The sequence below is a fragment of the Candidatus Nitrosotalea sinensis genome, assembly GCF_900143675.1.
Classification (GTDB): domain Archaea; phylum Thermoproteota; class Nitrososphaeria; order Nitrososphaerales; family Nitrosopumilaceae; genus Nitrosotalea; species Nitrosotalea sinensis.
Genome location: NZ_FRFC01000001.1, coordinates 49,500 through 64,213, shown reverse-complemented (window position 1 = coordinate 64,213; position 14,714 = coordinate 49,500). Strand labels below are relative to the sequence as shown.

14 protein-coding genes are annotated in these 14,714 nt (G+C 36.3%); 5 read left to right on the top strand and 9 right to left on the bottom strand.

Annotated elements, in window-relative coordinates; translation table 11 throughout:
- Positions 1–5: 5 nt before the first annotated feature.
- On the top strand, positions 6–317 hold the full coding sequence (locus tag NSIN_RS00355) for a hypothetical protein (RefSeq protein ID WP_133124015.1): 312 nt from the start codon (positions 6–8) through the stop codon (positions 315–317).
- Here the strand turns inward: NSIN_RS00355 and NSIN_RS00350 are convergent.
- The gene (locus NSIN_RS00350) at positions 314–814 is read right to left on the bottom strand and encodes a hypothetical protein (RefSeq protein ID WP_133124014.1); all 501 of its coding nucleotides are present in this window, start codon (positions 812–814) and stop codon (positions 314–316) included. The two genes, NSIN_RS00355 and NSIN_RS00350, sit on opposite strands and share 4 nt — an antisense overlap.
- A gap of 259 nt (positions 815–1,073) precedes the next feature.
- On the opposite strand from NSIN_RS00350, the gene NSIN_RS00345 reads away from it, so the two are divergent.
- Positions 1,074–3,905, top strand: a complete 2,832-nt coding sequence (locus NSIN_RS00345; RefSeq protein ID WP_133124013.1) for a peptidase — start codon at positions 1,074–1,076, stop codon at positions 3,903–3,905.
- Positions 3,906–3,917: 12 nt separating this feature from the next.
- Here the strand turns inward: NSIN_RS00345 and NSIN_RS00340 are convergent, their stop codons facing one another.
- From NSIN_RS00340 to larC, 3 genes are read right to left on the bottom strand one after another with little or no spacing between them, the layout of a single operon-like run.
- Positions 3,918–5,075: a cysteine desulfurase family protein gene (locus NSIN_RS00340; protein ID WP_101008836.1), complete on the bottom strand. Its 1,158-nt coding sequence runs from the start codon at positions 5,073–5,075 to the stop codon at positions 3,918–3,920.
- Complete coding sequence (gene larE / locus NSIN_RS00335) at positions 5,072–5,872, bottom strand: ATP-dependent sacrificial sulfur transferase LarE (RefSeq protein WP_101008835.1); 801 nt, start codon at positions 5,870–5,872, stop codon at positions 5,072–5,074. Before larE ends, NSIN_RS00340 begins: the two co-directional genes overlap by 4 nt.
- On the bottom strand, positions 5,869–7,101 hold the full coding sequence (gene larC, locus NSIN_RS00330) for a nickel pincer cofactor biosynthesis protein LarC (protein WP_101008834.1): 1,233 nt from the start codon (positions 7,099–7,101) through the stop codon (positions 5,869–5,871). The genes larE and larC overlap by 4 nt, the downstream gene beginning before the upstream one ends.
- A gap of 121 nt (positions 7,102–7,222) precedes the next feature.
- On the opposite strand from larC, the gene NSIN_RS00325 reads away from it, so the two are divergent.
- Both NSIN_RS00325 and larB read left to right on the top strand, forming a co-directional pair.
- Positions 7,223–8,131 (top strand): malate dehydrogenase, encoded by a 909-nt coding sequence (locus NSIN_RS00325; protein ID WP_101008833.1) that lies wholly within the window; start codon positions 7,223–7,225, stop codon positions 8,129–8,131.
- A gap of 42 nt (positions 8,132–8,173) precedes the next feature.
- Positions 8,174–8,953: a nickel pincer cofactor biosynthesis protein LarB gene (larB, locus tag NSIN_RS00320; protein WP_101008832.1), complete on the top strand. Its 780-nt coding sequence runs from the start codon at positions 8,174–8,176 to the stop codon at positions 8,951–8,953.
- Here larB and NSIN_RS00315 read toward each other — a convergent pair.
- Positions 8,943–9,659 carry a VIT1/CCC1 transporter family protein gene (locus NSIN_RS00315; protein ID WP_101008831.1) on the bottom strand — a complete coding sequence of 239 codons (717 nt, stop codon included), beginning with the start codon at positions 9,657–9,659 and terminating at the stop codon, positions 8,943–8,945. The genes larB and NSIN_RS00315 overlap by 11 nt on opposite strands.
- A 108-nt stretch (positions 9,660–9,767) precedes the next feature.
- Between NSIN_RS00315 and NSIN_RS00310 the strand changes: the two genes are divergently transcribed.
- Positions 9,768–11,333: a B12-binding domain-containing radical SAM protein gene (locus tag NSIN_RS00310; protein ID WP_101009000.1), complete on the top strand. Its 1,566-nt coding sequence runs from the start codon at positions 9,768–9,770 to the stop codon at positions 11,331–11,333.
- Here the strand turns inward: NSIN_RS00310 and NSIN_RS00305 are convergent.
- The 4 genes from NSIN_RS00305 to NSIN_RS00290 all read right to left on the bottom strand — a co-directional run bounded on the left by NSIN_RS00305 (position 11,326) and on the right by NSIN_RS00290 (position 14,625).
- Positions 11,326–11,664 carry a hypothetical protein gene (locus tag NSIN_RS00305; protein WP_101008830.1) on the bottom strand — a complete coding sequence of 113 codons (339 nt, stop codon included), beginning with the start codon at positions 11,662–11,664 and terminating at the stop codon, positions 11,326–11,328. The genes NSIN_RS00310 and NSIN_RS00305 overlap by 8 nt on opposite strands.
- Positions 11,665–11,769: 105 nt before the next feature.
- Entirely contained in the window at positions 11,770–12,705 is a 936-nt protein-coding gene (locus NSIN_RS00300) for a PEFG-CTERM sorting domain-containing protein (RefSeq protein WP_165775206.1), read from the bottom strand.
- 116 nt (positions 12,706–12,821) lie between these two features.
- Entirely contained in the window at positions 12,822–13,673 is an 852-nt protein-coding gene (locus NSIN_RS00295; RefSeq protein WP_101008828.1) for a PEFG-CTERM sorting domain-containing protein, read from the bottom strand.
- 67 nt (positions 13,674–13,740) lie between these two features.
- The gene (locus NSIN_RS00290; RefSeq protein WP_101008827.1) at positions 13,741–14,625 is read right to left on the bottom strand and encodes a PEFG-CTERM sorting domain-containing protein; all 885 of its coding nucleotides are present in this window, start codon (positions 14,623–14,625) and stop codon (positions 13,741–13,743) included.
- Positions 14,626–14,714 lie beyond the last annotated feature (89 nt).

Below are 14,714 nucleotides of genomic sequence, written 5' to 3'. Positions count from 1 at the left end.
TGAATTTGAGCGCCGATTTTGATAAACAAAAAATGATGGAAACTTTAACGGATCCTGATGTGTCATCCATCCTTGTAGAACTTGAAGAAGGCGGAAAAAATTCCACGTATTTGGCAGATAAGCTACAATTATCTGTTGATCAAATAAAAAATCGGCTTTCATATTTAATAAAATACAATTTTGTGTTAGTGCTACAGACTGATGAGGGCGAATTCCTACAGGCTGATCTAAATAAACTGAATAAAATTATGGAAAACGATGACAACTTTACAAGTGTGATAGATGGGTTAACTGAGCTCGATCAGTTTCTAAATTAAGTTCTGACACGGTTTTTTATGAGATACATCATGCCTACTGCAAGCCCACTTAGGCCTATCATGAGTACTATGAATCCTGATATATCTAAAATTTCTATTCCTTTTGGATAATATCCTATTATTCCAAGTACTTGCACTTGTTGTTGACCTTGATTCTCAATCTGTAATGTATAATTTCCAGTAGAGGTGATATCAAACATCTTCTGAATAGGACTTTTTGTTATTGACTCTGTTGTGGCAGAACCACTAGGATCTATTAGTGTAGCTTTTATTTTATCATCGCTCTTCAAATCAGTTATTTGTATGGAATATACTCCCATCTGATTGTTATTTTTATCCATATTTTTTGTAACCTTCATCTGTGATCCTGTAGAAAGCATATTTTGTTCATTTGTAAGATTCTCTGAAGTGATCTGAGATTGATATGCCGTTATTGCAATACCTATCAATACCAATATCCCACTTACTATTATGATCACCTTTGGTTTGATCATCATATTGTGACTTTCCTAGAACCCTAGTTAAAACTTGGCATACGATTAACATTCATTAATGATATCGACGAATTATTCGACAACATTATCTTCTACATCATCTTACGTCGTATTATTGCAAAAAATCTGGCTAATTCTTGTGTTATCCTCCTCACTACTTATACAACCAATGTATTTGCCAAATGTAAAAGCGTATTCTGATCATCCTAATCTTTTCGTTTCTGCAGAAAATAGTTTATTTGATAATCATTTCTATGGGCCCATGGTTGTAGAAGTTATCGTACGTGAAGACAATACTCAATTAGATCAAGCATTGGGTCAACCTGCTGTCACAGTGGACGGTAAAAATCTTCAGATGGTTCAAGGTTCTGATGGTAATTGGTATGCTTTTTTTGCTAATACTGACAAAGCAAAACAGGCTGATCAAGCCGCATTATCTGGTCTTCCTGGACAAAGTGTTGATTTTGGAGTATTTTGTTCTGGTTCTACACCATCTACTGTTTTGGGAATGGATGTTTCCCGAACTGACGGTGTAGCAATTCCGGATTCTGCTGGTTTATCTGGTACAACTCAAGGAACTGCAGGTTTTAACTCTTGTAGTGGTATTCCAACTGCTCCTTCAAATCAAAATAATGTTGTTAGAAATATTCCGTCTCTTAATACTAATTCCAAAGTTCCAGTAGGCCAAACAGGCATAAATCAAAACGTATGGCCTGTTATCCAACTTTTTACATTCAGCGATAATGTACGTGTAGAATACGATCGGTCAACAGGTTCACAAAGTGTGGATCTTAATTATTCTGATATTCCAAACGTTTCCTTAAGTCTTGATCGTACGGGATATCCTGCAGGCGCTGATGTTTTTGCAACCATACATGATGCTGAATTGAGTATAGATCCTACGTCACAAAACTCTTGGACGTTTAATGTAGGTCCTAATTCTGCTACATTCTATCAAGCTTTTTCAGTATCTGGTAAGAGTGCAAGTGGTTCTGGCTTGGTGAATCTTCTACCATATCTTAGCACTCTTGGCTTCAAAGACAATGGTAAACTAAGCATGGATACTTCAGATGTTGTTAATTTGAAAACCAATTCTGTTCAAACCAGTTCCTCACTTAACGGTGTATACAATAAGTTGGTGACCTTTATAGAAACTGGTCCACATACTGGAATTTTCCAAAGCTCATACGGCAGCGTATCCACAATAGGCATACTCCCAAATGCTCCTCGTTCTCATTCTGGATCAATTACATATAACCTCCAGAGTTCTTCCATAGTGTCTGGTACTTCTACTACAAGTTTGACTGTAGGTAATAATCAAAATCAATTCGGTCCTGGTCAACGAGAAACCATTACTTTGACTGATAATAATCAAAACATCAATTCTAATATGATTGATCAGCTTGATGTTTTCAGATCATCTGCAAAGATACCTACTTTGAAAATTGGAAATCCCATAACACTAAGCAGTGCATCAAATGTGCAATTTTATGGAAATGCGGGTTCTCTTACCGTGCCATCTTCTGTTTTTGATTCCAATTCATTGAGACTCATAATCGATACTAGAACACAATCTATGACTGATTTTCAGAAAATTACATTAAATCTAGGTATCTCAACACAATCGCTTAAAGATCTTCTTGTTGATCCTAGTCAGTCCAATTCAAAAGGAACTAACTGGGTAAATTATGACTTGAGGTCATTCCAAAAACAACTTGGAATATCATCTTTTTCCAGCACTACTATGACATTATATTTCGGGTCGATTGGTTCATCTCCCGTCACAATTGTAACACCGGGAATGATTGTAACTGGAAATGGCCTAGTTCAGATAAGTGATTCTGCTATTACTTCGATAGAGTCTATGCCATCTGGTTTACCTGTGTTTTTAGAAATTAATTTTAATACTTCTGGTACATTCTCAAATCCTACGGATACTCAACCCATTGTATTTGATCTGTTTTCTTTTGGGGCTAGTAATAATAAACAAATCAACAATGCTATCTACCGAGCAGAGTTACAAGAAACATCTCCCAACTCTGGAGTATTTTCTGGAACGATTGAATATGCTGTGATAAATCAATTAAATCAATTTGATCCAAATCTGATAAAAAGTCTCAGTACTTTTGGTGATAACATCAAATTTCTTGTAAACACCGAACTCACAGACTCTAACGCAATACATTTTTCAGTTTTAGGAACTCAAAGTAGTGCACCTGTCACAGTAACTTCACAAAATAATCTTCCTACACATACAGGTGTGGTTACTCTTGATTCTAACAATTATAGAATTGGTTCTGATGTAACAATCACCATAAATGATCCTGATCTTGCCACTGATTCTAATTCTATCGTGACTTACACAAGTGTAAATGATCCAAACTCCCCCGCATTAGATACTGTAGGTGATAATAGTGGAAACATACTCTTAGAAGTGTGGATTAAGGGATTTCGTTTTCATCAATGTACAATAAATGGGGCAACAACAGGAGGGCTTGCATCTACAGGTTTTACTCTGACTGAAACTGGACCTGGAACAGGAATATTCAAAGGGGTTTTCAAAATGCCTTCGTGGATATGTAATCAAGATGGCACGGGTTTGATGTCTCCTGTAGGGGGCACTGTTCAGGCTTGGTATCATGATTTCAGGGATCAATATGGAAGATCTGTAGTTATTGGATCCATAGTATCACCTACAACTAAAACATCTACAACATCCCCATCTCCATACATACCATCTGCTATGCCTCCAAAGATTACAAAATATACTCAAATTAATGATCAGTCTGGAAGACCACTTTTGGAAAGTCCGCATGTTGGGCAAACTATTGTCTTCAACAGTATGTTTTCAAACACAAATTATCAAAATTCTCAAAAAATATCATACATTGTACAGATAAAAGATAGCAATAACAAGATCGTCTTTCTCAAATGGGTGGATGATTATTTGGTAAATTATTCCACTAGTGAATCAATCCAATGGATTCCTACCTCATCTGGAACTTATACTGCTGAAATTTATGTATGGAATGGGATGGACTCTCTAGTTCCTCTTGTGGATCAAAACCAATACGCAATCAAAGTTGTACAGTAATATAATCTCTAATTAAAAATTATATTTATTTTTGTAGGGTGACACTGCACGGAGTTCTCTTACTACTTTCTTTAAAATATCTACTGCATTGTCTATTTCTTGTTCTGTATTTGTTATCCCTACTGTAAGTCGTAATGATCCTGTTACCTGTTCATGTGAAAAACCCATTGCTTTTAAAACATGTGATGCCTTTTGTATCTTGACAGAACATGCAGAACCTGTAGATGCTGATATTTTATTTTCATCTAATTTTATTATTAGATCTTCTCCATTGACACCTAGAAAAGTAAAATGTGTGTTATTAGGAATTCTCTTATCTGGATGCCCATTGAGTGTCGTATGTGATATCTCTTGGACAACCCTTGAGATTAATCTATCACTTAATTGTTTGAGGTATACCATATTCTCATCCATGTGATCTTTTGCAAGTGCACATGCAGCACCAAATCCTACAATGCTTGCAACATTCTCAGTACCGGATCTAAGACCATTTTCCTGTCCTCCTCCTAGTATCAAAGGTGATATTTTTGTACCCTTTTTGATGTATAACGCTCCAACACCTTTTGGACCGTGGATCTTATGTGATGATATTGAAAGCAGATCAATTCCTGACTCTTTCACGTCTATGGGTATCTTTCCTACTGCCTGAACTGCATCCGTATGAAAAATAACATTATTTTCTCTTGCTATGTGCGATATTTCTTTGATTGGTTGTATGGTTCCTACTTCATTATTTGCATACATTATTGTAATCAAACAAGTATCCTCGGAGATCTCTTTCCTAAGATCATCCGGATCTATCAAACCGTATTTATCCACTGGGAGATAAGATACTCTGTACCCCTCTCTTTCAAGTCGTTTGCATGGTTCAAGTATTGCATCATGTTCGATGGATGATGTTATGATGTGTTTACCTTTATTTTGTGATACTGCGCCATAAATTGCGGTATTGTTTGATTCTGTTCCGCCTGATGTTAAGAGTATTTCCTTACTGTCTGCATTGATGAGTGATGCAATTTGTTTTCTAGCATTTTGGATTGATGTACTTGCAAGTCTACCATGACTATGAATGGAAGATGGATTTCCATACTGCTCTCTAAAAAATGGTATCATTTTTTCTATTACTTTCTCATGAACCTGGGTCGATGCAGCGTTATCTAGATAAATCAATCTGTTATCACGTTTAATTTACCAGGTCTATAGCCGTTAGGATCTATTGCTGTACTAAGAAATCCAAGCCTATTCAAATATTCATCAAGTATTCCCATTTTTTCTTTATCTTGCAGTAAAGTAATTTCATTCTTATCTACTTCTATGCTTGCATTGTTATTCAAATCTCTAACTCTTACCTGTCTTATCCCAAAAAGTTGCTTTATCATAATTTCGCTTTTTTCTATTCTTGCAAGTTTTTCAGCAGTCACAGTGGTACCCCATGGAATGCGTGATGCCAAACAAGAATTTGACGGTTTGTCATGTATTGATAATCCTACTTCTCTTGCAACATGTCTAATATCTGATTTTGTAAATTTACTTTCCACCAATGGACTTTGGACTCCATTTTTTTTCAATGCAACTATTCCTGGTCTATATTCTGTAAGATCATCGAGATTGGTACCGTCTACAATTATCTTGATATTTTCTTTTTCTGATATTTCAAGAAGATGATCCGCAAGCTCTGTTCTGCAATGAAAACATCTGTTTTTATCATTTTTCACAAACTCTGGATTTTCAAGTTCGTTATACTCTATGATTATATGTCTAATTCCTATCTCTTGACAAACTTTTTTTGCAATCTCTAATTCTTCCTGAGACAGTGTCTTGTAGTCTGCAGTTACCGCCACTGCATGTGTGCCTAATGCCTTGTAAGCTGCGTAAGCTACTAAAGCACTATCAACTCCACCTGAGAGGGCTACTAGTACATTTTGTTTTCCTACAAACCACTCAATCAAATCATCTATTTTTTTCATTTTGTGTTTAACCTATGTTTTACTTCCTCATTTATCAAATCTTGTACTTGTCTAAATGGAAGTAATAATGAGTCTGCAACCAATTTTATATCATCTGACTCTACTTTGAAATGTCTTATGCTATCATTATTCTTTGCAATCTTGCATCTTATAGAAAAATTCTTTCCATGTATTGCAATTGGAATTGTAACGATTGTTCTTGGAACAATGTAGCGATTAGATGATCTCACTCTTACTCCAAGAGTTCCTGTCTCTAAAACCAATATGTTGATCAAATTATCAATGGTTGATGAATCACATATTATGGAAACAAGATTGGTTGGCCTTCCTTTTTTTGTAATGCCGTTTGTAACTGTAACATCTTTCGCACCATTTATCATTAATTTGTCAATCATGTACCCTATTACCTCTCCTGATACATCATCAAGATTTGTTTCAAGAACTTGAATGGTATCTGATTGGAATTCATCAATGCTGTGACCTTTTACAATCTTCAAAATGTTAGGAAACCTATCAAAGTCTTTATTTCCTGCTCCGTATCCTATTGCTTCTATCTTCATCCCGGGGTAAAATTCTACACACTCATCTGCCAAATTTACAAGTAGACTAGCACCAGTTGGTGTAGTCATTTCTTCTCTTGCCTGTCCGCCAACTATTGCTATGTTTGAATCTCGAAATATTTCTAAAATGGCACTTGCAGGATTTGATGTAATTCCATGAGAAAATTCTAAATTTCCTCCTCCGACTGCTACTGGTGTTGCAATAATTTTTTCTGCAAATAAATTTAAATCATCTAATGCAATGGCAGTGCCTACTATGTCTATGACTGTATCAATACTTGATGCTTCATGAAAATGCACTGATCCGAGAGGCTCACCATGTATTTTTGCCTCTGCATGTAGTAATGATTTCACACTCTCATGGGCAAAAACTTTAGCTTTCTCTGATAATCCAATTTTATCTGACATTGATAATATACACTCTTGAATTTCAATCCCTTTTCTTTCATGGTATTTCTCATCTGTTTCTAAAACAAGGTGTGTGGCAGATGTTCCATGTTTGATAATTTTCTCAAAATCTAATTTTAGAATTTTTGAGCCATTGAGATATTCCTCTGCAGTATATACTCTGTCAATTATTTTAGATTTATTTGCACCCATGTTAACCAATGAAGAAAGTAACATGTCGCCTGAAATCCCAGCTATTTGTGAGTCAATAACTAATACCATGATTTCTAAACTCTTGAAATGCATATAAATTATAATTTAGTTTGTTGTGCTTGAAATCTACATAATGTAGATCTAACAAGAAACAGTCAAGTTTAATTATAGATCACATGGAGGGCCTTTTATGATTACAATTATCGGTTCCGGTAAAGTGGGCGGTGCTGCTGCATTATTTACCGCTCTGAGAAAAGTTACTGATGAAATACTCTTGTTAGATGTAGTACAAGGTCTTCCTCAAGGAGAGGCCATGGATATCAATCACATGTTAGCAGAAAAAGGAATTGATGTAAACGTTAGAGGTTCAAATGATTATTCTGAAATGAAAGGCTCTGATATCGTAGTAGTTGTTGCTGGATCAGGAAGAAAACCTGGAATGACCAGGATGGATCTTTTGAAAATAAATGCATCCATAGTCAAGGGTGTAGTGGAAAATATCAAAACATATGCAAAAGATTCAATGATAATTCCCGTTACTAATCCGTTGGATCCTATGGCATATCTAACCTACAAGGTTTCAGGATTCCAAAAAAATCGTGTATTTGGAATGGGTGGCATGCTTGACTTGTCACGATTTGTACAATTTATTCATGAGTCTACTGGTTATTCTAGAAACTCAATACGTGGTCTTGTAATAGGTGAACACGGGGAAAACATGTTGCCACTACCGAGATTTTCTACCGTATCGGGGGTTCCACTAAATTCTCTATTACCTAAAGATAAAATTGAAGAAATTGTGCAAGGGACAAGACAAGTTGCTGCAAAAGTAATAGAATTGAAGGGCGCAACAGTTCATGCACCTGGTAATGCAATATCTACCATAATTGAAGCAGTTCTAAATGATACTAAGCAGGTAATTCCCGTTGCAACCTATTTGGATGGAGAATATGGTTACTCTGATGTTACAATCGGTGTTCCTGCAGTAATAGGTAAAAATGGTGTTGAAAAAATAGTGGAATTGGATTTGGATTCCAACGAAAAAGAATGGTTCAAAAAAGGAGTAGAAAGCGTAAAAAATGCCATATCTAATCTGTGATACTGATTAAATTTTTAACTACATGCTTATTATGATTATTAATTGGATCTTACAGAAATATTAGAATCTCTTGATCTTGGAAAAATAAGTATAACTAAAGCTAAAAAAATGCTTTCTCTCTACGCTGTGGAAAAAATTGAAGATTTTGCTAAAATAGATACGAGTAGAAAACTTCGTCGTGGTATTCCAGAAGTCATATTTGCTGAGAAAAAAGAACTTGATGATCTCAAAAAGATAATACTTGCAACAACCATCAAGTCTGATTCGGTTCTTGTTTCTAGGATAAACAAAGATGACTATAAGAAAATACTGTCTTTTTCTAAAAAAAATAAATTGAAAATACACACAGGAAAAAATACTACAACTTTACTCTTTTCTAAAAAGTTACACTCTACTGGTGGAAAAGTGGGAATACTTACTGCAGGAACATCTGATGTAGGCATTGCAGAAGAAGCAAGATTGGTATGTGAGGCCATGGGATGTAAATGCATCTGTAGTTATGACATTGGAATTGCAGGGATTCACAGAGTTTTTCCTGTAATAAAGAAATTAATCAGTGAAGAAGTAGATGCAATCATTGTAGTTGCTGGAATGGAAGGTGCATTGGCATCTGTAGTTTCATCACTTGTAGACATTCCAGTAGTTGGAGTCCCATCTTCGGTTGGTTATGGTTATGGGGAAAAAGGGATTGCTGCATTAGCGTCCATGTTACAAAGCTGCACCTTGGGATTGACAGTCGTTAATATCGATAATGGTATAGGTGCAGGTGCATTTGCAGCTAATGTTGCTAATAGAAGTATTAGAAAGAAAACTATGCCTTGATGATGCCTAAACTTCCAAGCTCAGAACCTATCCCATATCCTATGAGAGCTATACCTGTACCTAGCCCTGCCATCTCTAATCCTCCACGTAATATGCTGATGTTTGCAATTTTTGATTTTATCGCACCAATTATGAATGACGCAGAAAGACTCACTCCTATTGCTACAATCAATGGGACATATCCGCTTAGAAAAAAGTATGGTATTATTGGTAATATTCCTCCTAGCAAAAAAGCCCCAAACATGCGAAATGCACTCTTCAATGGACTTCCTACAATATCCAAATTCAATTTTAGCTCTTCTGTAAGCATTGTATCTAACCACACTTTTTTGTCAGATGTTATCTTATTGACTATGTTTTCTAATTCTTGACCTGAAAATCCTTTTGCTCTGTACACATCTTCGATCTCTTTCCGTTCTGCTTCCGGAACATTATCCATCTCCCATTTCTCACGCTCAATCTCTGAATCTAATATTTGTCTCTGCGATTTTACTGCAAGATAGTTTTGGACTGCCATTGCTTTTGCACCTGTAAACATGGCTACAATAGCTGCAAGTATGATTATGTTGGATGATACTTCGGCTCCTCCAACCCCTGCTACTAACCCTAGTGAGGTGTTTATGCCATCTCCAAATCCAAACACGAAATCTCTTATTGAGCTACTCTCCTTCTGGTGTGCCTCTATATGTCTTGGCTCAACACTCATTGCTTGTAGTTGAAAGATGCCTGTTTATATGTTCAAAGTAAAAAACTTTCAAAAAAACGTAACAAGGTAAACGATTTATATCATAGTAGAAAGAACTCGAAGAAAGGAATGGCAGGAAGGAGAATTGTTCTAACTGCAGATCGTAGTCTTATGACAAATTATAGAGGTAATTTTCTCTATGGTTTCATTGCATGCGGTCCGTATGAGGTAGTCCCTGAATGGGTTTTCGATAAGGTATTTTGTCCTCCAGTTGAAACTGATCAAATAACTGGTGAAGCAAAGGTTGCGCAAGTAGGGTTACGCCGAGTGGAATCTGCTCTATTGCAAGGTTATAAACGAGAAGATGTCTTTATTGCAAATCCTGATCATCTAGAAAAATGCATTGGTCCTGATACAAAGGTTGTTGGAATAAATGTGATGGATCCACTCGGTATGGCTCCTGTAACTACCACCATGTCACCAGAAAAACTTTCGTATGTTGCAATGAAGTTCAAGAGAATGTGTGCTAAAATAATTCAATTAAAAAAGCAATATAATTTTCATGTCGTTGTTGGTGGTAACGGTGCATGGGAACTTGCTAAGACTGATAGAATGAAAATTCATGGTATAGATACTGTTGTTGTAGGAGAAGCAGATGAATTAGCTTTAGATCTTTTCCATGATCTTGAACAAGGTGATGCACCTGAATTGATGCATTGTTTTGTTAAAAATATCCAAAATATACCAATGATCCAAGGACCTACCGTCAATTCCTTGATTGAAGCAATGCGAGGATGTGGACGCGGTTGTGACTTTTGTGATGTTAACAAAAGATCCAAAAAAGATCTTCCTCTAGAACGATTACAACAAGAAGCCAAAATGAATCTGAATTATGGATTTGATTCTATTTGGTTACACTCTGACGAAATGTTGCTTTATGGATGTGATAACAGAAACTTCCAACCAAACTATGATGCTATAATTGAATTGTGGAAAGGTCTCAAATCGTTAGGTGCAAGGTTTGTGGGAACTACTCACATGACATTTTCAGCAGTATGTGCTGATCCAAAACTTCTACATGACATGTCTGAAGTAAATGGTATGAGCAATGAGAAATGGCTTGCCACAAATCTGGGAATTGAAACTGTTGCACCTAGGATGGTAAAAAAACATCTTGGTGTAAAAACAAAACCATTTTCAACAGATGAATGGGGTTGGGTTGTACGTGAGGGTGCTAGAGTGATGAATGAAAATCATTGGTTCCCTGCTGCAACAATAATAATCGGCTGGCCTGATGAGACACCTGATGAGACTCAATATACTATAGACCTGATTGAAGATTTCAAGAAAACTAGAATGCGTGGTCTTGTGGCGCCTCTGTTATATCAAGACTTTAATGAAAAGAACTCTATGCATTTTGGTAATCTTAACGAGGCTCAATTTACTCTATTCTGGAAGTCATGGGAGCACAATCTGAGAGTTATTAATGATATAATTCCTATAATTATAAGAAACAAGACTTTCGGTCCTCCTATGAAACTAGTCATGTACGGTATGATAAAAGCTGGAACTTGGGCAATCATGAGATACTTGAGAGGTCTGTCTAAAGATTTGTTCAATGGTAAACTTCCAGAAGATATCATGGAGAAGTATACTAGAAGTAGATCTGTTAATGCACCTACCTATACTAGGTAGTTATTTTTTCTAAAGTCTTAATTGCTCCATCTGCAATTGTATTTGATTTAGGAGTTAGTACTACAAAATAGATCTTGTCTGATCTTTCTGCTGTATCTACCATCTTGAATTTTTTCAAATTCATGTCAAATTCTAATAATTTGCCATCGAGTTTTCCTTTTGTATATATCATCAAGTATGAATTTCCTGAAGCCGGTGTCAAAGGTATCATTGAAAAAATATATCCTTTGTACGAATTTATTGGCAAAATGCTTTTCATTGGGGGTGCCATTGTCGCCATTACTGTGAATATATCTTCTGGAGATTCAAACTCTTCAAATTCAAAATCCATGAATTTTGTTTTCAAGTCTTGTATAATAATCTAATTTGTTTGAATAGTGTGTAATCAATAAAACTTGGCTGTAAATGTATTGGGGTGGCGGTATGTGCTAAAAATTTAGTATTTTGGCATAAATCTTAGTCCAGTCTTTGCTGAAACTGCAATTATTGATATTATTGCAATTGCAAGTACTAGAGCTGCGATTGGGCCAAACTCTGGAACTATGACTGTACCGACAATGTCTATCTTGGAATCTCCATTGTGGAACGGAATGCTAAGTATTCTTACGTATTGGTTCTTTGTTTCAGTAAATTGTGTTACTTGCTTTCCATTGACTGATACAATGAATGTGTTATCCTCTAATTGTGAAGTGTCTACTTTAGCTCCTGTCAAATTTGCATCAGGGTTTGGAGGCGGAGGTACTTTTGCATCGATCATGTTTCTTGGTAATGTGAGGGTGATAGAACCATCAGCATTAGTGTTTAGTGCAATTTCTAAGGTGTACTGTGGTGCAAGTATGCTCATGCTACTTACTGTACCTCCTTTTATTATGTATGGGATATTATATGTCTGCCCTCCTGATTGTAATGCATATGTTGAATTGATAGCTTTTGTAATTGTAGAGCTACCATCTCCACCATTGTAGTGGAATGTTGAGTTTGTATTTGTGTATAAACCATATTGTGCTACTATTGTATAATTACCAGCTGCCTTCCAAAGCGGACCTGTGGCTAGGAATGTCTTGGTAAAACTTCCATCAGCTGATGGAAGTAATTGTGCTACTGAAATCATATTCTTTAAGGAGTTGAAAACTCGAAGAGTTACAGCTGTGGCATTTTGTGTATCTCTTACATGTCCTGTGATAACTATTGTGTCACCTTGATTGTATGTTGGCAAATCTGTGTTAACAACCAGTGGTGCTAATGTTGCCTTACTTATGCCACCTGTTTGATTGGCTTCTTGTTGTAAAAGATCATATGCTGTTGTTTGATTGCCTTTCGGATTTGTTACTGGTGTTTGCCCGAAAACTGGTAAAGCGATTGGTGCTGCCATTACCATGATCATTAATAATGTTGAATAAAAGACACTTGATCTTTTCATACTTGCTAGCAAATACTCATGGATCTTGAGTATTTATGTATTGATAAAAGAAAATTTGACTTCTAGTTCTAGTATTTTGGCATAAATCTTAGTCCAGTCTTTGCTGAAACTGCAATTATTGATATTATTGCAATTGCAAGTACTAGAGCTGCGATTGGGCCAAACTCTGGAACTATCTGTGTACCGATTATTTCTATATCTTGATCTCCTTGTAAGAATTGAACTGTTATGTTTCGATAGTCGTTGTTTGCAGATTCGCTTTGCGGTTTAACTTCTGCACCGTCTATAAGTATGATGAATGCATCATCCTGACCAGAACTTGTCTTTGCATCTATGAGTGCTCTCGGTAATTGTAATGATATGGTTCCATCATTTGTAGAGTTCACCGATACAATAACTGATAGACTCTGAGCATCTATAGTCATTGTTTTAACACTACCGCCACTTATGGTGTAGTTTACATTGAATGTTTGCTGGCTACCAGGATCCTTGAGCTGAAATACATTGTTTGTAAAGACTGGTGTGCTCTGAAAATCGAATGTAGCCTGTGCGGTCACATTTGGAGGTCCGTATTGGACTTTTACAGTGTATTTTCCATTTGATTTCCATAATGCGCCTGTAGCTTTCATAGTATCTGTATATTTGCCGTCTTGTGAGACGTCGATTTGTGCAACTTGAACAAGATTGTTTGTAGGATCTAGAATTTGTATGGTAAGTGGCGTACCAACCACTACTGCTTGCACTTGACCTGAGATTACTATTGTATCTCCTAACGCGTATGCTGATTTGTCTATGTTTACAGTAATCAAGGCTGCTGTGGGAGGGGATAGCGTTGGTGTCGCAGTTGTTGTATCTGCAAAAATAGGAACAGACATGGATGAAAATAATAAAACCATTATGGAAATGGATGAATATCGCATAGCGTTTTTGTCTTTCAGTTGTATATTTCCTTTACTATGTATATAAAAAATGAAAAAGTAGAACGTTCTAGTATTTTGGCATAAATCTTAGTCCAGTCTTTGCTGAAACTGCAATTATTGATATTATTGCAATTGCAAGTACTAGAGCTGCGATTGGGCCAAACTCTGGAACTATCTGTGTACCGATTATCTCAATCTTTTCAGATTCTGCTTGGAATGGAATTGTGACATTTCTAGCATCTGTTGCAGGTGAATCTGTAAATTGTTCAGCTTGTTCACCATCAATCAAGACTGCAAAGCTGCTATCGCTTGCACCTTTCTTGGCATCAAGCACTGATCGTGGTATGTTCAGTGAAATTTGACCATCATTTGGTGCTTGTATTTTGACACTTAATGTCTTTGATGCCATATCAAGTGTTGCTCCTGAAGCTGTTCCTCCTTGAATTGTATAATCAATACAGTACAATTCACTACCAACTGTAGCTGCAAGCTGCTGTGGTGCGCAACTGTTTTGTCCGCCACCTGGAAGAGTGAATTGTGTTTTTGCTGATAGTCCTTGTTGTGATCCTGCTTGAGCGTATATTGTGTAAGTTCCGCCTGCTGACCATAGTGGACTTGAAGTATTGATCTTGTCTTGGAAGTTGCCACTGCTATCCAATGTTAACTGGTCTACTTCTACGATATTCCCATTAGGATCAGAAACTTTCATTGTTACTGCTTGTCCTGCTATTGAATTCTGGACATGACCTGTAACAATTATTGTCGATTGTCTATCGTATGCATTTTTGTCAGTAGACACTGTAATTGGCAGCATCTGTTGAGATATAGTACTTGGGCTGATTTGGCTTGAATATGTTGTATTTGCCTGTGATACTGCAAATGCAGGCATGATGCCTACTACAGCTGCCGTAGCAAGAATTGCGATCAACGCATATTCTTTATGAGTACTCATCTTAGTTGCGATTAAGAAGTAAGACTATTTATGTATATTTAAAAAGACTAGGAAATTTAGTCCAACTTTCTGAAATTTCTAACATTTGA

Bases quoted from the DNA above. Each gene is read 5' to 3' on its own strand.
- NSIN_RS00350 (WP_133124014.1), bottom strand. From the start codon at position 814: ATGATGATCAAACCAAAGGTGATCATAATAGTAAGTGGGATATTGGTA.
- NSIN_RS00345 (WP_133124013.1), top strand. From the start codon at position 1,074: ATGGTTGTAGAAGTTATCGTACGTGAAGACAATACTCAATTAGATCAA.
- larE (WP_101008835.1), bottom strand. From the start codon at position 5,872: ATGAAAAAAATAGATGATTTGATTGAGTGGTTTGTAGGAAAACAAAAT.
- larC (WP_101008834.1), bottom strand. From the start codon at position 7,101: ATGGTATTAGTTATTGACTCACAAATAGCTGGGATTTCAGGCGACATG.
- NSIN_RS00325 (WP_101008833.1), top strand. From the start codon at position 7,223: ATGATTACAATTATCGGTTCCGGTAAAGTGGGCGGTGCTGCTGCATTA.
- NSIN_RS00315 (WP_101008831.1), bottom strand. From the start codon at position 9,659: ATGAGTGTTGAGCCAAGACATATAGAGGCACACCAGAAGGAGAGTAGC.
- NSIN_RS00310 (WP_101009000.1), top strand. From the start codon at position 9,768: ATGGCAGGAAGGAGAATTGTTCTAACTGCAGATCGTAGTCTTATGACA.
- NSIN_RS00305 (WP_101008830.1), bottom strand. From the start codon at position 11,664: ATGGATTTTGAATTTGAAGAGTTTGAATCTCCAGAAGATATATTCACA.
- NSIN_RS00300 (WP_165775206.1), bottom strand. From the start codon at position 12,705: ATGGCAGCACCAATCGCTTTACCAGTTTTCGGGCAAACACCAGTAACA.
- NSIN_RS00295 (WP_101008828.1), bottom strand. From the start codon at position 13,673: ATGCGATATTCATCCATTTCCATAATGGTTTTATTATTTTCATCCATG.
- NSIN_RS00290 (WP_101008827.1), bottom strand. From the start codon at position 14,625: ATGAGTACTCATAAAGAATATGCGTTGATCGCAATTCTTGCTACGGCA.